The following is a 22,321-nucleotide window of genomic DNA, read 5'->3' as shown; positions in this document are numbered from 1 at the left end:
GGATGCGCGTCTTCCAGATCACGGCGCTTCTGACCACGCTCACCGCGGCCTTCGCCTACATCAACTACCGCTTCCTTAAACTGCAGCCCACGGTCGGGCTCATGCTGCAAAGCCTGCTCTTTTCCCTTTTGCTGTGGCTTTTGCTGGCGCTGGGGATCGACGTGGTGACCCCGGCGCAGCGGATCATGAGCCGCATCGACTTCGACGTCCTGTTCCTGCAGGGGATCCTGAGCCTGCTCCTCTTCGCGGGCGGGCTCTTCGTCAAGGTGGAAGAGCTCCTCAACGTGAAGCTCAGCATCGCGCTCTTCTCCGTGGCCGGGGTGCTGGTTTCGGCCGGGGCCATCGGTGCCGGGTTTTACGGCATCACGCTCCTTCTGGGGCTCAAGGTCGGGCTGGCCCAGTCGCTGCTCTTTGGCGCCATCATGTCCCCCACCGACCCGGTGGCCGTGCTCCCCACCCTCAGGAGCCACGGCATCCCGGACCGGCTCAACTCCTGGATCGCCGGGGAAGCGCTTTTCAACGACGGCATCGGCATCGTGCTGTTCCTGACCCTGTTGGCGGTGGCGCAGGGGACGGCGCAGCCGACGGCGAGGATGGTCTTAGACACCTTCATCAGGGAGGCTGCCGGGGGGATCGCCTTCGGGACCGTGCTGGGGTGGTCCGGGTATCTCATCATCAAGGCCGTCGACAACTACCGGTTGGAGATCCTGATCACGCTGGCGCTGGTGCTGGGCGGGTACTCGTTCGCGTTGCTGGTCGGGGTGTCCGGGCCGCTGGCGATGGTGGTGGCCGGCCTGTTGATCGGCGGCCGGGGCAGAAAGCTCGCCATGACCGAACACACCCGGGAGCACCTGGACCAGTTCTGGGACTTGGTGGAAAAGTACCTGAACGCGATCCTGTTCACCCTGATCGGGCTGGAGGTGCTGGTGCTGAGCAACCGGCTCAGCCTGGTCCACATTTCCACCGGCCTCATGGTCATCCCCGTGGTGCTGCTGGGGAGGTTCCTCTCCGTGCTGGCCGTCGGGGGGCTGGTGCGGCTTCGGGAGCCGTTCTCGCTGCGCGACGCCACCATCATGACCTGGAGCGGCCTGCGCGGCGGCATCGCCATCGCGTTGGCCATGTCGCTCCCCAGGGTACCGGGAGTGCACGTCCTGGTCATGGCCACCTATATGGTGGTGCTCTTCTCGATCCTGGTGCAGGGTCCCACCCTCGGGCGCCTCTTGAACCGGCGCTAGAACTCCCCCTCCCTTGACGGGCCTGCGCGCCGAAGCGCTTCGTCCCGCGAAGGCGGGAGGGGGTTGGGGGGTGGGTGAAGCCGCAAGCGACAGAGGAATTTTATTCATGAATAAAAAAGCCGTCGTCACCGCTGCCATCACCTGGCTCCTCTTTCTCGGGCTGTACATGCTCTTTTGCGCCAAGGCCGACCCGGCCGAGGCGGTCACCGGGGGAGTTGCCGCCCTCCTTGCCCTCTGGCTGGTCGGCCTGCTGCGCGATTCCTTCCGCAGCCCATTGCGCCTGAAGCCGTCCTGGCTGCTCCTGCTCTGGCGTATCCCGTCCGCGATGTTGTCGGAATCGTGGCTCCTGCTGGTCGCCTTGCTGCGCCGGCTTGGCGGCCGGGAAGAGGACGGCGTCATGATCGAGCACCGCTTCGACTTCCCGGAGGACAAGCACGAGTCGGCCCGGCGCGCCTGGATGACGTTCGGCGTCTGCATCACGCCCAACAGCTACCTGGTCTTCCTCGACAAGAAGAAAAAGAAAGTACTGATCCGGCAGTTGGTGGGGAAGGAACTTTCCACCACCGACCGCCTTTTCGTGGAGCTGCCATGAATATCTGGCTCATCGCCGCCCTGGCACTGGTACTCCTGATGCTCCCTTGCGGGTGGCTCTGCTATACCGGCTCGCTCATGGAGCGCTTCGTGGCGTTGCAGATGGCGCAGCTTTTCGCCGTGCTGGGCATCCTGCTACTGGCCGAAGGGTACCGCCGCTCCATCTACTTCGACCTGTCACTGGTGCTCGCGGTCCTCTCCCTTGCCTCGGGGCTGGTCTATCTTCGTTTCCTGGAGCGTTGGCTATGAGTCCCGATCTCCCGGCAGGAATCGGGGTCACCCTGCTCACCTGCTTCGCGCTGGCGGTCTGTGCCTTCTCCTGCCTGGGATTGCTGGTGATGAGGGGGCTGTACCGGAAGTTGCACTACCTGGCGCCTCCGGCCGTGCTGGGGTGCGCGGCGGTCACGGCGGCCATAGCCGTGCAGGAAGGGATGGGGGCGGCGACCATCAAGGCGGGTCTGGTCCTCCTGGTGCTGGTGATCGGCAACCCCGTGATCACCTTCGCCGCCGCCCGGGCCCATTATCTGCGCGAGGAGCACGCGAAGCACCAAAAAGAGGGAGGCAGGTAAGGGGACTGGCTCCGCAGGTGCCGGTCCCCCTTCGGCAGTCTGCTTCGGTAAGGGCCGGGGCGGGAGCTTGCCCCGGAAAAGGAGTGACACGTGGACCCTTTGCAGGTTGGCATCTTTCTTCTCGTGGGGGCATCGGGCTGGGCGGTGGTGACGACGCGCGCCCCCCTGCACCAGTCGCTGGTGGCGGGCTTCTTCGGCCTCACGCTGAGCCTGCTCTTCGTCGTACTGCAGGCACCGGACGTCGCGCTTTCCGAGATGGTGGTGGGCGCCGTCGCCTTCCCGCTCATGGTGCTGCTCACGGTGGCGAAAACCCGCGCCGGTGACGGCAAATGAGCAGCAAACTGCGCCATTTCCCCTTCGTGCTGGGAACCCTCGTTTTTGCGGGCTTCCTGTTGCGCGCGCTCTGCGCCCTCCCCCCCTTCGGCGAGTACCGCGGCGCCTACGGTCCGGCCATACTCAGCACCATGGAACCGCTGCGCCACGCCCAGCAGGCGGTCGCGTCGATCACCTTCGACTACCGAGGTTTCGACACCCTCGGTGAAGAATTCATACTCTTTGCCGCCGTCGCGGGAGGGCTGCTGCTTTTACGGCGGCAGGAATCCGAGGCGGCACACGACCCGGTGGACCAATCCGGCGACCGCGGCGGCATCGAGCCCGCCCCCGCCGTGCTCGGCCTGGGCGTGTTGATGTTCCCCTTCACGCTGCTGCTGGGCATCTACGTCGTGCTGCACGGGCACCTGACTCCCGGAGGCGGCTTCCAGGGGGGCGTGCTGCTGGCGACCGCCTTCTACTACGTGTACCTGAGCGGCGAATACCACGACCTCCTGGGGATGTCGCGCGGCCATATCGTCTCCCACCTGGAGGCCGCCGGCGCGGCAGGATACGTGATCATCGGCCTGCTCGCGCTCCCGGCAGGATTACACTACCTGCACAACCTGCTCCCCCTGGGTGATAAGGGGAACCTCCTGTCGGCGGGGACCCTCCCCTTGCTCAACATCACGGTGGGAACCGAGGTGGCCTCGGCCTTCCTGCTCCTCATCGCGGCCTTTCTCAGGCAGGTGCTCGTGATCCGCAGGGAGAAGAAGCCATGACCGTCCTCCCCTACCTCATTGTCATCGAGCTGCTGCTGGTCGGCCTCTACGGCATCGCCACCAGCAGGAACACCATCCACCTGGTCAGTTGCCTCTTCGTGGCCCAGTCGTCGACCTATCTGCTGCTCCTCTCCGTCGGGTATCTGCGGGGAGGAACTGCGCCCATCACGGACGAGATCCCGGCCAACGCGCGCATGGTCGACCCGGTGGTCCAGGCCCTCACCCTGACCGACATCGTGGTAGGGGCCACCGTTTCCGCCCTGCTGCTCGCCTTCGCCCTGCAACGGCACAAGCTCACCGGGACGCTCGATCCGCGCAAAGAGCCGCCCCAGCGGGGTTAGCCATGTCACTTGCCCCCTTTCCCGTCATCACCGCGCTGTTCATGGCAGCCTTGCTGGCTGCCCTGGAGCAGTTGAGCTCCCGGCGCCGCCTGCTGGACGTGCTCTCCCTGGCAACCGCCATGGCCGTGGCCATTTTCGACTGGCAACTCCTTGATGCATCCCTCGCCGGCACCATCGTCTACTGGTTCGGCGACTGGAAACCCATGGGCGGTTTCCCGGTCGGGATCGCTTTCGTCATCGATCCTGCCTCTGCCGGCCTTGCGCTCCTGTCGGCCCTGCTCACCCTGGCGGCGCTGCTCTTCTCCTGGCACCATTTCCACGCCGTGCGCACCTACTACCACACGCTGATGCTCCTGTTCCTCGCCTCGCTGCAGGGCTTTGCCCTGACCGGCGACCTGTTCAACATGTTCGTTTTCTTTGAGCTGATGGGGGTGGCTGCCTACGCCCTGACCGGCTACAAGATCGAGGAGAGCGGTCCCCTGGAAGGGGCGCTGAACTTCGCGGTGATGAACAGCGTCGCAGGGCTCATGGTGCTACTGGGTATCGCGCTGCTCTACGCCCTGACCGGCGGCCTGAACCTCGCCTGGGCGGGCGCCGCGCTCTCGGGCAAACCCGCCGGCACGGCGGTCAGCGCGGCCTTCATCCTGCTCGCCGTAGGCTTCCTCACCAAGGGCGCCGTGCTCCCCTTCCATTTCTGGCTTCCCGACGCGCACTCCGTGGCCCCTACTCCGGCGTCCGTACTGTTTTCCGGGATCATGGTGCAGCTTGGCCTCTACGCGGTGGCCCGCATCTACTGGGTCGTCTTCAGCACCACCCTCGATCCCGATCTGCTGCGCCAGATGCTGCTTGGCTTCGGTGTCGCCACGGCCCTGGTCGGAGGGGTAATGGCCTGCCTGCAGCGGCATCTGAAACGGCTGCTGGCGTACTCGACGGTGAGCCACAGCGGCATGATGCTGGCGGGCATGGCGCTCCTGGACCGGCGTGCCTTGCAGGGAACGCTTCTGTACATCGCCGGCCACGGATTGGTGAAGGGGGCCCTCTTCATCGGCACGGGGGTGCTGGTGTACCACCACCGCTCGGTCGACGAGAAGGAGCTGCACGGCAGGTGCCGTCACCTACGCGTGACCGGCGTTCTCTTCTGCGTGGCCGGCCTGGCCCTCTCCGGGCTCCCCCCGTTCGGTACCTGGACCGGTAAAGGGATCATCAAGGAGACGGCATCAGATCTCGGCTACCAATTCCTGCCGCCGCTCCTGTCGCTTTGCTCTGCCCTCACCGCGGGGGCCGTACTGCGCGCCGCCGGCGGCATTTTCTTCGGCCTGGGGCATTCCGACCCTTTCTCCAGTTCGGCCCCCGCCACCGGCGAAGAAGGGTCGGAGACCGGTCACTCCCGCGGCCCCACGCCGCGCATCATGCTGGTCCCACTGGGCCTGCTGCTGGTAGCCTCGCTGGGAGTGGGTATGCTGCCGCAGGTGCAGCAGGTGGCCGATCAGGCCGCCGGGCGCTTCATCGACCGCGCCGCATATCAGGCGTTGGTCCTTCAAGGGACTCCGCTCCCGCTGCCTCGGCCGGCGCCGCAGGCAAGACCGGGAGTGACGGTTTCCTTCGTTACCACGGCTGCGGCGTTGGTGGTTGCCGCCCTCTTTCTCGGTCCCGGTCCGCTGCGCGGGCGTGGCCGGGAAAGCGTGAAGGTGCTGCTGCGAGGACCGGTGCGCCTTTTGCGCCGCGTGCACAGCGGCTACATCGGCGATTACGTCACCTGGTTCATATGCGGCACCGGTATCATGATGGCCCTGGCCCAGTTCTGGTTTTGACCTGTTGCAGTGACGTATGTACGGGATTTTTGTGTTGATTAAAAAAAACCAATTCAATACAATCGACTTGTGATCAGGAACAAATAATTCAGCAGAAGGAGGAAGTTATGGCAACCAGGGGTACTGGTCATTCACCGGCCAATGTGACAAAACATCTCAAAGGCATAGACTTCCCGGCTGAGAAACAGGACCTTCTCAAACATGCTCAGCACATGAAAGCTGAGAAAGTGGTCCTCGATGAAATCCAGAAAATGGAAGACCGGGAATACGGCAACATGGCCGACGTAATGAAGTCCTTCGGGAAAGAGCGCGGCGGTGAAGAACCCGGACAGTCCGGCAAATCAGGCAGGGCGAAACAACAAACAGGCGGGCAGGCAGGCCAGGGTAAATCCCACAGCAGGGCACATCACTAGACAGCAATGCCCCCTCCCTTGCGGGAGGGGGCTTTTTTTTGTTCCGCTACTTGGTGATCAGGTCATTCTTCACTTCCCTTACTCCCTTCACACCGCGGGCGATATCACCAGCCCTTCTCGCGTTTTCAGCAGAGTCAACGAACCCGCTTAACTGCACCACCCCTTGATAGGTGGTCACGTTGATCTGGAAGGTCTTCAGCGCCAGTTCGTCAAAGATGGCAGCTTTGACGCGGGTGGTGATGACCGAGTCATCGACGTATTCACCTGCCGTTTCATGCTTTGTGGTGTGGGTGTGGCTGCACCCGGCCAAGGAAGTGAGCAGGCAGGCGCTGATGAGGACCGTGACAATGCGTTTTGCTTTTCCCATGACGATCTCCTTTCTCAGAAATTGGCCACCCAAAAACCGATTAAGGATAACTAATCAAGCATAGGAGTCAAGAAAGAAGGGTTGGGGTGGTTTGAATTATCTAATCACGAATCTATACTTGGCGGGGTAATTCGAGGGGGAGGCGACACTGTCACTGGAGGTGATCCATGAAACGGATGCTGCTGGTTCTGATTTTCCTGCTCGTAGTCGCAACGGAACAGGCAGTGGCCCTGGATGCGAGTATCTGCAACGCCGGGTCCGACATCATCTACTATCCCAACGGCGATCTCAGATCGTGCAACCTCGGTGACATCACCATCTTGAGCGGCGTGCCCTGCAACATGCTGTCGACAGCGGAGTTCTACGAACAGGGCATGCTCAAAAGTTGTGTCACCAAGAACTTTTTCTATTACGAAGGATTGGTCTGCAACGAGTATGGCTTGATCAGCTTCTACCCCTCCGGCAAGTTGGAGAGCTGTGTCCTGGCCACGCGGGTCGAGGTGGACGGCAAGATCTGCGTTGAGCAGCAGCCCATCGCCTTGTTCGAGACCGGCAAGTTGAAGTCGTGCACCAACCCGCGCTAGCCCGCCCCGGCCAGGCGGCGCATCACGAGCTTCATGTCCTCCCAGACGTGGCGCTTCAGCCCCTCGTCAGCCAGCAGGAGTTCAGGGTGCAGGGTCGGCATAACCGCCCTGCCCCGGACGTCCTGCCATTGGCCGCGCACCTGCTCCAGAGAAGTCTTCCCGCCGAGGACGAGGCCGGTCGCCTCTTCGCCCAGCGTGACCACAACCTCCGGTGCCACGGTCTCGATCCTCTGGGCAACGCTCTCCGCCACACCTGCGCTCTCTCCCCCTGCATCGAAACTCAGCAGGCAGACCTGGTCCGTTTTAAATTTCATGGCGCCGATGATCTTGGCCAGCAGGTCCCCCGCCGCTCCTGCATACCCGGGGCCCGTCATCAGGAAGAGCAGGCGCGCCTGCGGGTTCCCCTCCTGGCGGAACGCTGCTGCTACGTCAGGGGGTGCTGCGGAAACGGCGGCTGTTGCAGCGGCGGCTGTTGCAGCGGCGGCGGGTAAGGCAGACTCGGCCGGCGCCGCGACTTCGGCGGGAGCGGGAGCCTGAGCCTGAGCCTGAGCCTGAGCCTGAGCCTGAGCCTGAGCCTGAGCCTGAGCCTGAGCCGGGGCTGGGGCCGGGGCGGCTGCGTTCGCAGCAGCGGACACAGCGGAACACGCTGCAGCCGAAGACGCAGCGATCCCGGTGCCGTAGGCGAGTTCATCCACGCCGCTATCGACCAGGTCCACCAAGTACCCCTTCAGCGAGCGCAACAACAGCTCCCGCTCCTCCATCTCCGCCATCCTAAACCCCTTTACATTTCCGGTTTCATTAATTATGCTCGAAGGCATGCCGCTTTTACTTCTCGTCACATCCCTGCTGGTTTTGGCGCTTCCCGAGCAGGCCCTGGCCTGGGGCGCCGGCGTCCATCTGCAACTGGGCATGAACGTGCTCAACAACCTCGATGCCCTGAAACCGGCAGTCGCCGCCATCATCTCGGCACATCCCTACGACTTCCTCTACGGCACCATCGCCGCCGACATCACCCTGGGCAAGAAGTTCACCCACTACCTACAGCATTGCCACCGCTGGCGCATCGGGCACCGGGTCCTCGACAAGGCGGGCGACCCGGCGCAGCAGGCCTGCGCCTACGGGTATCTCTCCCACCTGGCCGCGGACTGCATCGCCCACAACTACTACGTCCCCTACAAGGTGATGCGCAGTTTCTCGTCGCTCACGTTGAAGCACGCCTATTGGGAGATGCGCTTCGAGAACTACGTGGAAAAGGAGATCTGGGAGACCGCGAAGAAGGTTTCGCTGGAACACTTCAGCAGCAACGACCAACTGCTGCGCAAGGTCCTCTCGGACACCATTTTCTCCTTCGGCACCAACAAGAAGATCTTCAACTCCATCCTGCTGGTAAGCCGCCTGGAGAAATGGCAGGGCATCCTGCAGACCCTGTCCGACACCTCGCGTTACGCGCTCGAGGAAAACGACCGGGAGGAGTATATGCAGTTGGCCCAGGAAGCGGTGTTCGACTTCCTGAACAACGACGAATCCTCGCGCTTCTTCCATGCCGACCCGACCGGTGAGCGGGCGCTGGCGGCCGCGGAGGCGGTGCGCAAGAACCTGAGGCTTCTGTACCGCACCGGCAAGATCACCAAGCCGCAGGCCTACGCCGAACTCGACGAGTTGAAACTGAAGCTGAAGGAAGCGATCTGCGAGCCGGAACTGCTACTGCAGATCCTCTCCAAGTAACCCTCCCTCCCTGAGCATCTCCCGCCTCCACAAACATCTCCCGCCCCCGGAGGGGGAGGGTCGGGGAGGGGGAAGTCTCGGGGCGAATGATTATTCGCCCCTACAGCAGGAGCGCCCTCACCCCTGCCCCTCTCCCAGAGGGCGAGGGGGTGGACAGTCCTGCTGTTACCCCTTCGCCGCGCCGCGCTTTTCCCCGCGCAACGTCTCCACGTTTTCCAGAATCACCCCTGCCAGTTCCTCTTTCCCCATCATCGGGAGTTCCTCGACGCGTCCATCACTGAACAGGAGCTTGGCGATGTTGGTGTCCACGTTGAAACCGGCCCCTTCCTGGGAGACGTCGTTGGCCACCACCAGGTCCAGGTTCTTGGCCTTGAGCTTCGCCCCGGCGTTGCGCACGAGGTCCTGGGTCTCGGCGGCGAAACCGACCAGGATGCGTTCCCCCTTGTCGGCGCCCAGCTCGGCCAGGATGTCCGGGTTCTTCTCCAATTCGATGCAGAGGCTCTCCTTGCTCTTCTTCACCTTCTCGCCCGCCCGGGTCTTGGGCCGGTAATCCGCCACCGCCGCCGCCTTGATGACGACATCGATGCGCGGCAGGCACCCCTGCACCGCGTCCCGCATTTCCTGCGCACTCTGGATCCGGATCACCTCAACACCCAGCGGCGGGGTCAGGCAGCTCGGCCCGGTCACCAGCGTCACCTCCGCCCCCCTCAGGCGCGCCTGGTGCGCGATGGCGTAGCCCATCTTGCCGGAGGAGTGGTTGCTGATGTAGCGCACCGGATCGATCTCCTCGAGCGTCGGCCCCGCGGTGACCAGTATCCGCGCTCCCGCTAACCGCTTCGGCGTCAGGGCAGCCACGGCCTCCTCGAAGATCGCCTCGGGGGCCTGCAGTTTCCCCTCCCCTTCGTACCCGCAGGCGAGCATGCCGCAGGCGGGAGCGACGAAGAGGTAGCCATGGTCCTTCAGGCGCGCCTCGTTGTCACGGTAGATGGTGTTCCGGTACATGTTGACGTTCATGGCCGGCGCGATCAGGACCGGCGCCCTGGTCGCCATGACCGTGGTGGTCAGGAGGTCGTCGGCGATGCCGTTGGCCAATTTGCCGATGCAGTTGGCCGTGGCCGGGGCGATGATGTAGAGGTCAGCGCGGTCGGCCAGTGCGATGTGCCCGATCTTCTCTTCAGAAATCAGGTTGAAGAGCTCCAGGTGCACCGGGTTGCGGGACAGGGTCTGGAAGGTGAGCGGCGTGACGAATTCGGTGGCCGACCTGGTCATCACCACGTGCACGTTGGCGCCCGCCTTCACCAGCAAGCGCAGCAGTTCCACCGCCTTATAGACGGCGATGCCGCCGGTCACCCCGAGAACGATCTCCTTGCCTTTCAGCATGTGCTCCCCCTACTCGTTGAGGTACGGGTTGAAGCTGCGCTCCTGCCCGATGGTGCTGGAGGGGCCGTGGCCGGGCCAGACAACGGTATCGTCGGGAAGCGGCATGAGCTTGCTCTTGATCGAGTCGATCAGCTGGTCATGGCTTCCGCCGGGGAGATCGGTGCGGCCGACCGAATCGGCGAAGAGGGTATCGCCGGTGATCAAGAGCTTCTCGTTGGCGAGGTAGAGGCAGCATCCCCCCTGGGTGTGCCCGGGGGTGTGCAGCACCTCGATCACCCGACGGCCAAGCTCCAGCTTCATGCCGTCGGTCAGGAAGGCATCCGGCTCCGGCGAGTTTTCCACGGTCAGCCCGTATTTCTGGGCCGAGCGCGCCGCATTGACCAGGAACGGGACGTCCTCCTTGTGGGCCAAGAGCTGCGCTCCCGTCTTCTCTTTCAAGGTGCGGTTGCAGCCGATATGGTCGAAGTGGCCATGGGTATTGACGATGTACTTGACCTGGATGCCGAAATGGCTCACCGCGGCGAGTATCATGTCGCAGTCGGCGCCGGGATCTACGATCATCCCTTCGTTGCTCTGTTTATCCCCGAGGATGAAGCAGTTCACCCCCAGGGGCCCCACCACTATGGTCTCAAATAACATGACAATTCCTCCCTATTACTTCTTCAGGACGGCAAACGGGTTGTTGCTGAATGACTTGCGCCCCTGGTCGCCCCCGCGCGGTTCCTGGCGCGGCTTTTCCTGTGCGGGCCGTGCCGGCTCGCTGGCCTGCGGGGCCGGAGCCGGAGCCGGCACCGTTTCCGGCATCAGCTCCGAAGGTTCCAGGCAGTCGGCCAAGCCTTCGGGGCCCTCGGCGTGCTCCCCTCCCCCCGGCTCGGCAAGCGGCTTCTCCTTGAAGAAGTAGCGGTCGTAGAGGCGGTGGTACGAGGTCCAGCGCGACGGGTTGTCCGGCTCCTTGCGGATGTGGGTCCTGATGCCGTTGATCTTGGAGTCGAGGTCGTCCAGGTAGTTCAGGATGGTCGCCTCCAGCGTCTTGGGGCGCTTGGGGGAGCCGTACTCGTACTGGCCGTGGTGCGACAGGATCATGTGTTTCAGGAGCATGGCGAGCTCGACCGGGAAGCCCGGGAGTTGCGTGATCCGCTCCTGCAGCATCTCGACGCCGATGGTGATGTGGCCGAGCAGCTTACCCTCGTCGGAGTAGTCGAAGCAGCGCAGGTAGGTCATCTCGCGCACCTTGCCGATGTCGTGCAGGAGCGCGCCGGTCACGAGGAGGTCGCGGTTCAGCCCCTGGTAGAGCGGTACCATGGCGTCGACCAGCTTGGCCACGGCGAGCGAGTGCTCCAGGAGCCCCCCCAGGTAGACGTGGTGCATCCCCTTGGCCGCCGGGGCCGTGCTGTACTGGGCCAGCAGCTCCGGATCCTCGAAGAAGGAGCGCAAAAGCCGCGCCAGGTCCGTGTCGGTGAGGCTCTCCACCAGGGCGTGCAGTTCGGCGAGCATAGCCTGGATGTCGCTCTCCGTCTCGGGGAGGAAGTCGGCAAGGTGCACCGATTCCTCGGGGACCCGCTTCAGCTCGGAGACGATCAGCTGCATCTTGCCCAGGTAGACACTCGCCTTCCCCTTGACCGCCAGGAAATCGTTGCGGTCGAACAGCGAGCCGACCTGGTCGGCGTTGTCCCAGACCTTGGCGTCGACCTCCCCCGTCTTGTCCATCAGCTTCAGGGTGAGGTAGGGCTTGCCGTTCTTGGCCATGGCGACGATCTTCTCCTTGACCAGGAAGACCGCTTCTACGATGTCGCGGTCCTTTATTTCGGCAACGGTTTTTTTCAAAGTAAGGCTCCTTGTGTTGAAAGCTCCATCAAAGTCAAAAGCAGTTACGCAAAGCACGCCAGGTATGCGCAGAGTACACGAAGAAAGCTTTTTGTTGTTGAACCTAAAGGCTCTCTTTCCGTTCTTCGCGGATACTTCGCGTTCTTTGCGATACCGCTTTTAGCTACCGGCGATCCTCGCCGCGATGGCGTCGGCGACGCGGATGCCGTCCAGGGCGGCACTCATGATGCCGCCGGCGTAGCCTGCCCCCTCACCGGTCGGGTAGAGGCCGCGGTGGCTCAGGGACTGCAGGTCCCCCCCACGTACGATGCGCAGCGGCGCTGAGGTCCGGGTCTCGACCGCGGTAAGGGTCGCCTCGGCGCTGACGAAACCGCGCATCTTGCGGTCGAAGTGCTCGATCCCTTCCCTCAACGTGGCGGCAACCGGCGTCGGAAGCAGCGAGGCAAGGTCGTATTCGGTGACACCGGGACGGTAGCTGGAGAGGATCCTCCCCCCGCCCCGCCCGATGAAGTCGAGCAGGCTCTGGGCCGGTGCCCGGTAGCTTTCCCCTCCCGCCACGAACGCGCGTCGCTCCAACTCGCGCTGGAACTCCACTCCGGCCAGCGGGGAGTTGCCGGTGAAATCCGCCGGCCCCACGGTGGCCACCAGCGCGCTGTTGGCGTAGGGGCCGTTGCGGCGGTAGCCGCTCATGCCGTTCACCACCACCCCGCCCGCCTCGGAGGCGGCCGCGACCACTACCCCGCCCGGGCACATGCAGAAGGAGTAGGCGGAGCGCCCGGTGGTCTCGTTGTTGTAGGTCTGCGCGTACTCTGCGGGCGGCAGCGCGGGATGCGCGTTGCGGCCGTACTGGATCTCGTTGATGAGCGCCTGCGGGTGCTCCACCCGGAGCCCCACCGCGAACGGCTTCTGCTCCAGGGTGACCCCCAGCCGGTGTAAAAGCGCGTAGGTGTCGCGCGCGCTGTGCCCGGGCGCCAGGACAAGGGCGTCGCAGGGCTGCTCGTCGGCATCGTTCACCACCACGCTGGTCACCCGCCCCTGGCCGATGCCGATGCCGGTCAACCGGCTCTCGAAGCCGACCTGGAACCCTGTCTCGATCAGGCGCTCGCGGATGCCGCGCACCACCGCCCGCAGCCGGTCGGTGCCGATGTGGGGCTTGGCAGCGTAGAGGATTTCCGGGGGCGCACCGAACTCGACCAGGCGCTCAAGTACCCAACCGCAGTTGGGGTCCTTGACCCTCGTGGTGAGCTTGCCGTCGGAGAAGGTCCCGGCTCCCCCTTCGCCGAACTGCACGTTGCTTTGTGGGCACAGTTCGCCCAGGCGCCAGAAACGCGACACGTCCGAGGCGCGCCGGTCCACGTCGCGCCCGCGCTCCAGCACTCGTGCAGTCAGACCGTACTGCGCCAGCCGCAAGGCCGCGAAGAGTCCGGCCGGCCCCATGCCGACGATGACGATGCGCTCGGAAGAGGTGAGCTTCGGGAAACGGAGCGGCGCGGCCGTCTCGACCCGCGCCACGTCGCCGTGGGGGCGCACCCGCGCCTCGTCCCTGAGCGTCACCTGCACCGTGTACACCAGTTTGATGGCACCCTTTTTCCTGGCGTCGACACCCTTTCTGACCAGGGTGAGCGCCGTGATCTCGGCTTCGCGCACACCCAGCTTGGCCGCGGCCAGCGGGCGTAGCGCACTCTCCTCCACCCCCGGGCTCAGGGTGAGGTTACGTAACAGAAATGGCATGGGGTGTCCGTCAGGCGGCGCCGGTGTCGCGCCGTTTTCTTTCCAGGAGCTGTTCGACGATGATGACGATGTCCAACGGAGGGGTGGATTTCGGTATGTGCACCTTGGCGCCCATCTCGGGGATGGGGTGCTCGTGCGGGGCGCCCTGGAACATGGAGGTCAGCATGATGATGATCGGGTCCACCTCCTTGGCCAGACGCCCGATCTCCAGGGAAGCGCTCACCCCTCCCATCCGGGGCATGACCAGGTCGAGGATGACGGCATCGAAGGTAGCGGCTGCGTAGGCCTCGACGCCGAGGACGCCGTCCTCTGCGGTCACCACGGTAAAGCCCGCGCCGGTGAAGGCATCGGACATCACCTTCAGGAAAAACTTGTCGTCGTCTACCAGGAGTATTTTGCCCCTGTTATCTGCTGTCATCTCGACCTCAAGGCATGATGGAATGGGACATCATACAAAAATGCGGCCGAAAAGGGAAGTGGAAACCACCCCTTACCTCGGTGCGTTGAGCGGAAGACGCACGGCAAAAGTGGTGCCGCTGGGGTCGCTTTTCTCCACCTCGATCTTGCCCCGGTAGGTCTTGACGATACGCAGCACCACCGAGAGACCGAGACCGGTGCCGCGGCTGTTGGTGGTGAAGAAGGGGTCGAAGATGTTGGGGAGGTTCTCTGGGGGAATGCCGGGGCCGGTATCGGTCACCCTGAGCTTGATGTAATCCTGGTCCTGGTCCAGTTCCACGGTCAGGGTCCCGTCCTCTGGCATGACGTGGATCGAGTTCAGGAACAGGTTGGTGAAGATCTGCTCGATCTCCATCGGGTCGGCCTTGATGGCGGGGGGGATGTTCCGGTAGTCGCGCACCACCTTGATGCGCTTCTGGCGCAGCTGCGGCGTGAACGCCTCCAGGGTGTGCTCGAGAACGCGGTCCATGCGCACCTCGCTGATCTCGAAGCGCGGGCGCTTGGAGGCGTCCAGGAGTTTGCCCAGGATGTTGTCGATCCGGTCAACTTCCTTCAGGATCTTGTCCACGTACTCCTGGCGCTCCGGTTCGTCCAGCCCCCCCTTGATGAGTTGCACGAACAGCGCGATGGAGTTGAGCGGGTTGCGGATCTCGTGTGCCATGCCGGCGGAGAGGTAACCAAGGGAAGCAAGCTTCTCGGACTGGACCACCTCGGCCTGGGCGCGGGACAGGGCCTCGCTCTTCTCCTGCACGCGGGCTTCGAGTTCGCGATTCCAGTCCGCGATCTCGGCCAGAAGCCGTTCGCGCTCGCTCAGCAGGGCCTTGTTCTGCAGTTCGATACCGCGCAGCTTCAGGACGCTCTCGATCCTCTCCACGAGGTCCTGGTTGTTGAACGGCTTGAGGATGTAGTCGGAGGCGCCGGCCTTCATCAACTCGACGGCGATCTCCTCGCTCCCCTTGCCGGTGAACATGATCACGTAGGTGTCGGGGTAGAGCCTCTTGATCTCCTTGAGCGCGGTGAGGCCGTCCATGTTGGGCATCATGTAGTCCAAAAGGACCAACTCGGGGCGTTCGACCTCTATGGTCGCCAACCCGTCCTGCGCACTCAGGGCGGTAAAGACTTCAAAGCCGCGATTTTTAAGAATGATACCGGTAAGGTCGAGGATGACCTTTTCGTCATCGACGATCAGCACGCGGCCGCGCGGCTCTTTCTCTGTGGTGGTCATATCGGGGCCTGCTCCTTCCCATTGAGATCACATTCATCAAAAAAAAGGGGCAGCGAACGCTGCCCCGCATGGATATATGCCGCTGCCGTCAGGGAAGCCTGACGGTCACTACCGGACAGTGGGCCTTTCGCACCACGCGCTCGGCGGTGGAACCGAACAGCAGGTGGTCGATACCGCTTCTCCCCTGGGTGCCCAGCACGATGCAGGAGGAGCGGTCGGTCTCTGCCCGCTTGAGAATCTCCTCCCACGGCACGCCGGTCACGATGGCGGTTTCGTAGTTGTTGAAACCGGCGACGTTGCTGGTCACGAAGGTGGCCATCATCTTCTGCGCCCCTTCCTCGATCTCCTTTTCCAGGTTTTCGAAGGAGACGTGCGGCACGTAGAAACCGCGCAGGTCCACGGGTTCGTTGATGACGTGGATGATGGTCAGCCGGCTGTTGAACTGCTTGGCCAGGGTGAGCGCGTACTCGAAGGCGTGGTCGGAGTTTTCGGAAAAATCGGTGGCGAAGAGAATCTTGTCGAAGTTTGGCATCTGCTCCCCCCGTTCTGCCATTGGGTCAGTGGCTCAGTGGCTCGTTTCCTTGAAGATCTTTTTCAGGATCGACTTCAACTCGTCGATCTTCACCGGCTTGTTGATGTACTCGAAAGCGCCCAGGTTCATCGCCTCGATGTAGGACTCGACACCGCCGTAGGCGGTGATCATGATCACGTTGCTCGCCGGGTAGCTGCGGTTCAACTCCTTCAAGAAGGTGATGCCGTTCATCTCCGGCATGTTGATGTCGGTGACGATCAGGTTCACCTCCTGCTCGCGCAGGTAGTTGAGCGCCTCGAATCCGTTTGCCACACTGTCTACCAGGAACCCTTCCTTGGCCAGCAACCGGGAGAGGCCGATGCGCGCATTCTCCTCGTCGTCTACTACCAGTATTCGCTTCGGCTGCTTTGGCAAGATCGGCTCCAGATTCTTATTAAAAACTGCAGGATTGATTCTAACACTGCGGCCAGATGTGTCAAGCGTGGTTGCGCGCTGCGCGCGCGATTATCTAGCACCGGGTTAACTGCTTGGAAAGCCAAGAGGTTACAATTTTGGCGGGAAAATCGCTCCTTCAGGTGCTGGGTGTGCCGTCTCTCATCGTTCCCATTAAGCGCATTGGATGCCGCTTCGCATCACGGCGCCGGCTGGTCGCTCTTAAGCTCCACGTGGGCCGGCTTGCCCGCCTCGCCCAGCGCCTTCAGCGGACGGCCGTTGAACTCCCCTTCCACGGCAGCACCGTCGCCTAAATCCAGCGCAAAGGAGCGCTGCCCCTTCCACTCTATGATGTCGCCCGCTTTCAGGTCGTAGCGCTGGGTGATGCTGTCGTCTATGGTGATGCTGAGCCAGCTGTCGCGGTTGAAGCGCAGTTTCAGCACTATCCCGCTTTGCTTGCCGGCAGGTGCCGCCGCGGGGGTCTCGGTCCCGGCCGGCACCGGGGCAGCCGCGTTCTGCGCGCTGCTCATCGGTTTCTGCACGGTTTGTGCGACCGGTGCCGGGGCCGGGGGTGCGGCCGGGGCGGGAGTGCCGGGGGGAGCCTGCACCCTGGGCTGCTCGCCCTCGGTAAAGAAGAGCGCCGCGACCACCACGGCGCCCAGAAGCAGTGCCGGGACCACCCAGCGGCCGGGGGTGCGCATCTTGGCCCGCTCCAGGGTGTCGATCCCGGTCTGCGGCGCCATCCCCTGCGAACGCGGTGCGTGCGTGGTGCGCGGGGCGCTCACCTCGGGCTGCATCCCGGGCGGCGTGGTAAGCCCCTTCTCGTAGAGCGCCACCACCTCGTCCCCGGAAAGGGCGAGAAAGCCGGCGTAGAGCCTCAGGAAACCCTTGATGTAGGCGGCGTTGGGGAGCTTGTGAAATTCACCATGCTCGATGGCGGCAAGGTAGTTCTTGCCGATCTTGGTGACGCGCGACGCTTCCTCGAGCTCAAGCCCCTTCGCCTCACGAACACCGCGCAGGTATTCCCCAACCGGTACTTCCGTGCCGCTGTCAACCTCTGGCTCAGCCACGTTACCTCACCTTGAGCAGGTCCAGGTACTCCCTGGAGAGCTGCCCCATCTCGGAATCGGGGGCGATCCGTACCACTTCCTGGAAAGCGCTCTTGGCGGCTTCGGCATCCTTCAGCTTCATCAGCGCCAGCCCCAAATGGTAGTGGGCGCTCGCGTAGGAACCGTTCAGGCGCAGCGCCTTCTGGTACTCGTCAACGGCCAGTTCGGTCCGGTCCATGGCGAAGTAGACCCGCCCCAGGTTCACCCGGGTGCGCGGATCGTTCCCGTTTTTCGCCACCAGGCCGCGCAGCACAGCCAGAGCCTGCTGGTAGTCCCCCTTCCCCAGGTAGGCCAGCCCGAGGTTGCCGGCGGCGTTATCCTGTCCCGGGAAGAAGAGGTCCTCCTGGACGATCTTGAACTGGGCGATGGCGTCGTCCCAGCGCTTCATCTCCAGGTAGTTGACGCCGAGGTTGTTGCGCGCCTCGGAGTAGTTCTCCCGTTGATCGATCGCTTTCAGGTATTTGGCTTCCGCCAGTTCATAGCGGCCCTTGCGGAAATAGGTAAGGCCCAAAAGGTTAAGCAATTCCGGGTCTTTGGGCGTGAGCTTCTCGGCCTCGGTCAGCTCCTGGAGGGCGCCCGTGAAGTTGTTCTCGGCAAAGAAAGACTGCCCCATCTGGTAGTGATAGATGGACTGGTTCTTCTCGGCCTTGCTCAGGGCGCATCCCGAGGCAAGCAGGAGGAGGACAACCGGCATGAAGGTTCTGGGACGGATCATAAACCTCACGGAATAACTGGCGAAAATGCACCTGCAAAAATTAACAGATATGATGATCATTGTCAATGAGGAGCCCTTAGCCGAGGCCGCCCCAGCGTGCGGTTACAGCTCACCTACCCCCTGGAAATGGGTCATGTTCTTGAAGCTGCGATAGCGGGCCTCGATCTCCGGGTAGGTCAGGGTCTTCAAGCGGTCCAGGCTGAAGGCCTCGACGTTGAAGGAGGCCATCACCGAGCCGAAGATGATCGCCTGGCGGATCCCCTCGTCCGAGAGGTTACCGGTGTTGGCGAGATACCCCATGAAGCCGCCTGCGAAGGTGTCGCCGGCGCCGGTGGGGTCGAAGACCTCCTCGAGGGGATAGGCGGGTGCAGCGAACACGGAGTGGCCGTTGAACATGAGCACGCCGTACTCGCCGCGTTTGACGATCAGGTTCTTGACCCCGAGGGCGATGATGGCGCGGGCGGCCTTGACCAGGTTCACCTCGCCGGAGAGCTGGCGCGCCTCACCCTCGTTGATGATCAGGAAGTCGACCCGGCTGATCACCTTCTTGAGCGCCTCGATCTTGGAGGAGATCCAGAAGTTCATGGTGTCGCAGGCCACCACGCGCGGCTGCTTCACCTGGTTCAGCACCTCCGTCTGAAGTTCCGGGTCGATGTTGGCCAGGATCAGGTACTGGGCGTCGGCCCACGACTCGGGGATCACCGGCTTGAAGCTCTCGAACACGTTCAGGTGGGTTTCCAGGGTCTGCGCCTCGTTGAGATCGTAGCCGTAGCGCCCCTTCCAGTGGAAGGTCTCGCCCGGCACGCGGGAGAGGCCGGTCAAGTCGATGTTTCTCGAGGTGAGGAAGCGGGTATGTTCTTCGGGGAAGTCCTCGCCGACCACGGCGACCAGGTTGACGTCGGTGAAGAAGCTGGCCGAGGTGGAGAAGTAGGTGGCCGAGCCGCCAAGGACACGGTCCCTCTCCCCGAACGGGGTCTGCACGGAATCAAGCGCTACGGATCCAACGACGAGTATGCTCATAAAGCCTCCGGTGTGCTGCGGGATCAGGGTTGGTTCTGCTTGCAGATGAAAAGCGGCGCCGCCGGTCCGACCGGGGCGCCGCAACGGGCGTTACAGGTATTTGCCGAGGATCAGCTCCAGGTTCTCACGGGTCTCGACCGGGATCACCGAAGTATCGCTGATCACCGCGTACTTGAGGGCCTCGCCGCAGGCGCAGCCGCGTCCGGCGGCCACCTGGGCCACGGCCTGGCGAATGATCTTCTTGGCGGTGGCGACGTTGTTCTTGATGATCTCGATGATCGCCTCCACCGAGACGTCGTCATGGGACTCGTGCCAGCAGTCGTAGTCGGTGGAGAGGGCGATGACGCCGTAGCAGATCTCGGCCTCGCGGGCGAGTTTCGCCTCGGTGAGGTTGGTCATGCCGATGATGGAGGCGCCGAAGGAGCGGTACATGTGGCTCTCGGCGCGGGTGGAGAAGGCCGGCCCCTCCATGCAGACGTAGCAGCCCCCCTTGTGCACCGTGGCCCCCACCTCGCCCGCCGCGCGGTAGAGGATGTCGGAGAGTTCGCCGCAGACCGGGTCGGCGAACTGGACGTGGCCTACGATGCCGTTGCCGAAGAAGGTGTCCTTTCTGAAGCCGCGGGTGCGGTCGATGAACTGGTCCGGCACCACGATGTGCCCGGGGACGATCTCTTCCTTCAGGCTCCCCACGGCGGAAACGGAGATGATCCGGGTGACGCCGAGCTTCTTCATGCCGTAGACGTTGGCGCGGTAGTTCACCTCGCTGGGGGTGAAGCGGTGCCCCTTGCCGTGGCGGGGCAGGAAGACCATCTGCACGCCGTCCAGCGTGCCGGTCACGTACTCGTCGCTGGGGCGGCCGAAGGGGGTATCAACGGTCACCTGGGTCACCCCGGTCATCCCCTCCATCTCGTACAGGCCGCTGCCGCCGATTACACCGATTACCTCGTTAGCCATAAGCTCCCTCCTGCGTCATTGAAATATGTAGTAGCGATATCTTGTGTCAGGCACGTCCACATCCCCTCTCCCTCCGGGAGAGGGTCAGGGTGAGGGCAAGCAGCGGCTAATCCTGCTGCTGCATCTGGTCCAGCTTCCCCTTCAACTGCCCGCAGGCGGCGGAGATGTCGCCGCCGCGGCTGGAGCGGGTGATCACCGTGACGTGCTTGTCCAGGAGGTACTTGTGGAAACGGTCGATGGTCTCCTGGGTCGGGCTCTTGAAGCCGCAGCCGTCGTGCTCGTTGAACGGGATCAGGTTCACCTTGGACGGGATGTTGCTGATCAGGCGCACCAGGCGCTTGGCGTCGTCCAGGGTGTCGTTCAAATCCCGGATCATGACGTACTCGATGGTGATCCAGCGCCGCGAAGGAAGCGGGAACGCCTTGCAGGCGGCCAGAAGCTCCTTCAGGGGGTAGGCGCGGTTCACCGGCATGATCTGGTCCCTGACCTCGTCGGTGGTGGCGTTCAGTGAGACCGCGAGGTTCACGGTGCAGCCGCGCCCCAGCTCCGCCATCTCGGGGACCAGCCCGGAGGTGGATACGGTGACCTTGCGGGTGGAGAACTGGAAGCCGTCCGGGTCGGTGAGGATGTTCACCGCCGGGATCACGGCGCCGAGGTTGGCCAGCGGCTCCCCCATGCCCATGAAGACGATGTTGTTCACCGGGTGCTCGCGCTTCACCGCGCAGACCTGGTTCACGATCTCGGCCGTAGTCAGGTTGCGGGCAAGGCCGAAGGTGCCGGTCAGGCAGAAGGCGCACTTCATGGCGCAACCGACCTGGCTGGAGATGCAGAGCGTGTTTCTCCCCTCGTCGGGAATAAGGACGCTCTCGACACTGGCGCCGTCGGCGAGCCGGAACAGGTACTTCCTGGTGCCGTCCCCGGAGGCCTCGACAGCCTCGGGGATCAGGTTGCTGATCTCGGCCCGCTCCTTCAGTACCGCCCGGAATTCCTTGGAGACGTTGGTCATCTCGTCGAAGTCCATGGCGTCCATCTGGTAGAGCCACTTGAAGATCTGCTTGGCGCGGAAACGCTCCTTGCCCAGGCCGGAGATGTAGGCCTCGAGCCCGGAGAGGGTCAAATTCTTTATATCGGTCTTTTCCATGCTTTCCGGATACTAAAAAAGCCCTTCTCGCGAAGGGCTCTTGATCTGCCTGAACCTGCTTCGAATTAAACCAGTTCCAGCTGATTGAAGAAGTAGGGGATCTCGTAGGAAGCGGACTCCGGGGAGTCGGAGCCGTGTACGGTGTTCTCCTCGATGCTCACGCCCAGTTCCTTGCGGATGGTGCCGGCCTCGGCGTTAGCCGGGTTGGTGGCGCCCATCAGGCCGCGCCAGTCGGCGATGGCGTTTTCCTTTTCCAGCACCAGCGCGATGACCGGGCCACGGGACATGAAGGTGCAGAGGTCGCCGAAGAACGGACGCTCTTTGTGCACGTAGTAGAAGCCCTCAGCCTGTGCCCTGGAGAGAAGGATCTTCTTCATGCCGACGATCTTGAAGCCGCCCGCCTCGATCATGGCGAGCACCTTGCCGGTGACGTTCCTCTCGACTGCATCAGGCTTTATGATGGCAAATGTTCTTTCCATTGTTTCCTCCGAACTCATTGTAGTTGACGACCCTTCTAATTAGCATTCCGGTCCGCCCGTTGTCAAGGCAAATGGCCGGATAGAGAGACAAAAAAAGCCCACAGATGGATCTGTGGGCTTCGTGAAACAGGGTGACCCTGCTTCAGCTTACTTCTTCTCAGCCGGAGCGGCCGGAGCAGCCGGAGCAGCCGGAGCAGCTTCCGGAGCTTTAGCGGAGGACATCGGAGCCTGAGCCGGAGCAGCCGGAGCAGCCTGCTCAGCAGCCGGAGCCGGAGCCTCTTCTTTCTTCTTGCAGCCAGCAGCAAAGGACAGGGCCAGAGCCAGGCAAAGTGCCAAGGAGATCAGTTTTTTCATTGACGATATCACCTCTTTTCTTTTTAGATTTACCATTACTGCGCAAAGCGCATGGTTTTTTCGTGCGACAACAAAGGGCGAATATACTAGCATTCCTGGAAAAGTCAATACTTTTTAAAGCTGGAAATCGCAAAAAAATATTAAAGGATTATCCCGAACTTTTGGATGGTTTAGCCAAACATGCAGGAAACGGAATTTCACCGTTCGATGCCCACGGAGGGTGCTTGGCAAAAGGAGAAGCG

Annotated in this window: 28 protein-coding genes; 11 read left to right on the top strand and 17 right to left on the bottom strand. The window is 62.9% G+C overall.

The annotated features are described in order from the left end of the window. Window positions 1–2 precede the first annotated feature (2 nt). From JFN91_RS05955 to JFN91_RS05915, 9 genes are all read left to right on the top strand, one after another. Window positions 3–1,235, top strand: coding sequence for a cation:proton antiporter (locus JFN91_RS05955; protein WP_199388268.1), 1,233 nt, complete (start codon window positions 3–5; stop codon window positions 1,233–1,235). A 106-nt stretch (window positions 1,236–1,341) separates the two neighbouring features. Continuing rightward, window positions 1,342–1,827, top strand: a complete 486-nt coding sequence (locus tag JFN91_RS05950; protein WP_199388267.1) for a hypothetical protein — start codon at window positions 1,342–1,344, stop codon at window positions 1,825–1,827. Further along, entirely contained in the window at window positions 1,824–2,075 is a 252-nt protein-coding gene (locus tag JFN91_RS05945) for a monovalent cation/H+ antiporter complex subunit F (protein WP_199388266.1), read from the top strand. Before JFN91_RS05950 ends, JFN91_RS05945 begins: the two co-directional genes overlap by 4 nt. After that, window positions 2,072–2,395 (top strand): cation:proton antiporter, encoded by a 324-nt coding sequence (locus JFN91_RS05940; protein ID WP_199388265.1) that lies wholly within the window; start codon window positions 2,072–2,074, stop codon window positions 2,393–2,395. The genes JFN91_RS05945 and JFN91_RS05940 overlap by 4 nt, the downstream gene beginning before the upstream one ends. Window positions 2,396–2,485: 90 nt before the next feature. After that, the gene (locus tag JFN91_RS05935) at window positions 2,486–2,728 is read left to right on the top strand and encodes a Na(+)/H(+) antiporter subunit B (protein WP_199388264.1); all 243 of its coding nucleotides are present in this window, start codon (window positions 2,486–2,488) and stop codon (window positions 2,726–2,728) included. After that, window positions 2,725–3,486, top strand: a complete 762-nt coding sequence (locus JFN91_RS05930; protein ID WP_199388263.1) for an MnhB domain-containing protein — start codon at window positions 2,725–2,727, stop codon at window positions 3,484–3,486. The genes JFN91_RS05935 and JFN91_RS05930 overlap by 4 nt, the downstream gene beginning before the upstream one ends. After that, window positions 3,483–3,827, top strand: coding sequence for a sodium:proton antiporter (locus JFN91_RS05925; RefSeq protein ID WP_199388262.1), 345 nt, complete (start codon window positions 3,483–3,485; stop codon window positions 3,825–3,827). The genes JFN91_RS05930 and JFN91_RS05925 overlap by 4 nt, the downstream gene beginning before the upstream one ends. A 2-nt stretch (window positions 3,828–3,829) precedes the next feature. Continuing rightward, window positions 3,830–5,638, top strand: coding sequence for a complex I subunit 5 family protein (locus JFN91_RS05920; RefSeq protein ID WP_199388261.1), 1,809 nt, complete (start codon window positions 3,830–3,832; stop codon window positions 5,636–5,638). 107 nt (window positions 5,639–5,745) lie between these two features. Next, the gene (locus tag JFN91_RS05915; RefSeq protein WP_199388260.1) at window positions 5,746–6,051 is read left to right on the top strand and encodes a DUF2795 domain-containing protein; all 306 of its coding nucleotides are present in this window, start codon (window positions 5,746–5,748) and stop codon (window positions 6,049–6,051) included. 46 nt (window positions 6,052–6,097) lie between these two features. Here JFN91_RS05915 and JFN91_RS05910 read toward each other — a convergent pair whose 3' ends face one another. After that, window positions 6,098–6,418, bottom strand: coding sequence for a BON domain-containing protein (locus tag JFN91_RS05910; RefSeq protein ID WP_199388259.1), 321 nt, complete (start codon window positions 6,416–6,418; stop codon window positions 6,098–6,100). A 167-nt stretch (window positions 6,419–6,585) separates the two neighbouring features. Here JFN91_RS05910 and JFN91_RS05905 point away from each other — a divergent pair, with 167 nt between their 5' ends. After that, window positions 6,586–7,002, top strand: coding sequence for a hypothetical protein (locus JFN91_RS05905; RefSeq protein WP_199388258.1), 417 nt, complete (start codon window positions 6,586–6,588; stop codon window positions 7,000–7,002). Here JFN91_RS05905 and JFN91_RS05900 read toward each other — a convergent pair. Further along, window positions 6,999–7,772, bottom strand: coding sequence for a uracil-DNA glycosylase family protein (locus tag JFN91_RS05900; protein WP_199388257.1), 774 nt, complete (start codon window positions 7,770–7,772; stop codon window positions 6,999–7,001). The genes JFN91_RS05905 and JFN91_RS05900 overlap by 4 nt on opposite strands. Window positions 7,773–7,818: 46 nt before the next feature. Between JFN91_RS05900 and JFN91_RS05895 the strand changes: the two genes are divergently transcribed. After that, on the top strand, window positions 7,819–8,727 hold the full coding sequence (locus JFN91_RS05895; RefSeq protein WP_236014976.1) for a zinc dependent phospholipase C family protein: 909 nt from the start codon (window positions 7,819–7,821) through the stop codon (window positions 8,725–8,727). Window positions 8,728–8,892: 165 nt separating this feature from the next. Here JFN91_RS05895 and coaBC read toward each other — a convergent pair whose 3' ends face one another. From coaBC to JFN91_RS05820, 15 genes are all read right to left on the bottom strand, one after another. Then, a complete protein-coding gene (gene coaBC / locus JFN91_RS05890) occupies window positions 8,893–10,107 on the bottom strand; it encodes a bifunctional phosphopantothenoylcysteine decarboxylase/phosphopantothenate--cysteine ligase CoaBC (protein ID WP_199388255.1) in 1,215 nt (404 codons plus the stop codon). Window positions 10,108–10,116: 9 nt separating this feature from the next. Next, entirely contained in the window at window positions 10,117–10,746 is a 630-nt protein-coding gene (locus JFN91_RS05885; RefSeq protein WP_199388254.1) for an MBL fold metallo-hydrolase, read from the bottom strand. A 15-nt stretch (window positions 10,747–10,761) separates the two neighbouring features. Then, window positions 10,762–11,931 (bottom strand): 3'-5' exoribonuclease YhaM family protein, encoded by a 1,170-nt coding sequence (locus JFN91_RS05880; RefSeq protein ID WP_199388253.1) that lies wholly within the window; start codon window positions 11,929–11,931, stop codon window positions 10,762–10,764. 159 nt (window positions 11,932–12,090) lie between these two features. After that, complete coding sequence (locus JFN91_RS05875; RefSeq protein WP_199388252.1) at window positions 12,091–13,662, bottom strand: NAD(P)/FAD-dependent oxidoreductase; 1,572 nt, start codon at window positions 13,660–13,662, stop codon at window positions 12,091–12,093. A 10-nt stretch (window positions 13,663–13,672) separates the two neighbouring features. Next, on the bottom strand, window positions 13,673–14,080 hold the full coding sequence (locus JFN91_RS05870) for a response regulator (RefSeq protein ID WP_199388251.1): 408 nt from the start codon (window positions 14,078–14,080) through the stop codon (window positions 13,673–13,675). A 72-nt stretch (window positions 14,081–14,152) separates the two neighbouring features. Next, window positions 14,153–15,343: a hybrid sensor histidine kinase/response regulator gene (locus JFN91_RS05865; protein WP_199388250.1), complete on the bottom strand. Its 1,191-nt coding sequence runs from the start codon at window positions 15,341–15,343 to the stop codon at window positions 14,153–14,155. 88 nt (window positions 15,344–15,431) lie between these two features. Next, a complete protein-coding gene (locus JFN91_RS05860; protein WP_199388249.1) occupies window positions 15,432–15,875 on the bottom strand; it encodes a universal stress protein in 444 nt (147 codons plus the stop codon). A 33-nt stretch (window positions 15,876–15,908) separates the two neighbouring features. After that, window positions 15,909–16,289 carry a response regulator gene (locus tag JFN91_RS05855; protein ID WP_015719816.1) on the bottom strand — a complete coding sequence of 127 codons (381 nt, stop codon included), beginning with the start codon at window positions 16,287–16,289 and terminating at the stop codon, window positions 15,909–15,911. 218 nt (window positions 16,290–16,507) lie between these two features. Then, on the bottom strand, window positions 16,508–17,377 hold the full coding sequence (locus tag JFN91_RS05850; protein ID WP_199388248.1) for a helix-turn-helix domain-containing protein: 870 nt from the start codon (window positions 17,375–17,377) through the stop codon (window positions 16,508–16,510). 1 nt (window position 17,378) lies between these two features. After that, entirely contained in the window at window positions 17,379–18,131 is a 753-nt protein-coding gene (locus tag JFN91_RS05845; RefSeq protein WP_199388247.1) for a tetratricopeptide repeat protein, read from the bottom strand. Window positions 18,132–18,233: 102 nt separating this feature from the next. Further along, on the bottom strand, window positions 18,234–19,151 hold the full coding sequence (locus tag JFN91_RS05840; RefSeq protein WP_199388246.1) for a PfkB family carbohydrate kinase: 918 nt from the start codon (window positions 19,149–19,151) through the stop codon (window positions 18,234–18,236). Between the two features lie 90 nt (window positions 19,152–19,241). Beyond that, entirely contained in the window at window positions 19,242–20,105 is an 864-nt protein-coding gene (mtnP, locus tag JFN91_RS05835) for an S-methyl-5'-thioadenosine phosphorylase (protein WP_199388245.1), read from the bottom strand. A 106-nt stretch (window positions 20,106–20,211) separates the two neighbouring features. After that, window positions 20,212–21,246, bottom strand: coding sequence for a 23S rRNA (adenine(2503)-C(2))-methyltransferase RlmN (gene rlmN / locus JFN91_RS05830; protein WP_199388244.1), 1,035 nt, complete (start codon window positions 21,244–21,246; stop codon window positions 20,212–20,214). 65 nt (window positions 21,247–21,311) lie between these two features. Continuing rightward, complete coding sequence (gene ndk, locus JFN91_RS05825; RefSeq protein WP_183346629.1) at window positions 21,312–21,725, bottom strand: nucleoside-diphosphate kinase; 414 nt, start codon at window positions 21,723–21,725, stop codon at window positions 21,312–21,314. Between the two features lie 147 nt (window positions 21,726–21,872). Then, window positions 21,873–22,079, bottom strand: coding sequence for a hypothetical protein (locus JFN91_RS05820; RefSeq protein ID WP_199388243.1), 207 nt, complete (start codon window positions 22,077–22,079; stop codon window positions 21,873–21,875). Window positions 22,080–22,321: the final 242 nt, after the last annotated feature.

The organism is Geomonas anaerohicana (assembly GCF_016458305.1).
Classification (GTDB): domain Bacteria; phylum Desulfobacterota; class Desulfuromonadia; order Geobacterales; family Geobacteraceae; genus Geomonas; species Geomonas anaerohicana.
Note: the sequence above shows the minus strand (reverse complement) of the source record. Positions and strands in the feature narration are given on the sequence as shown.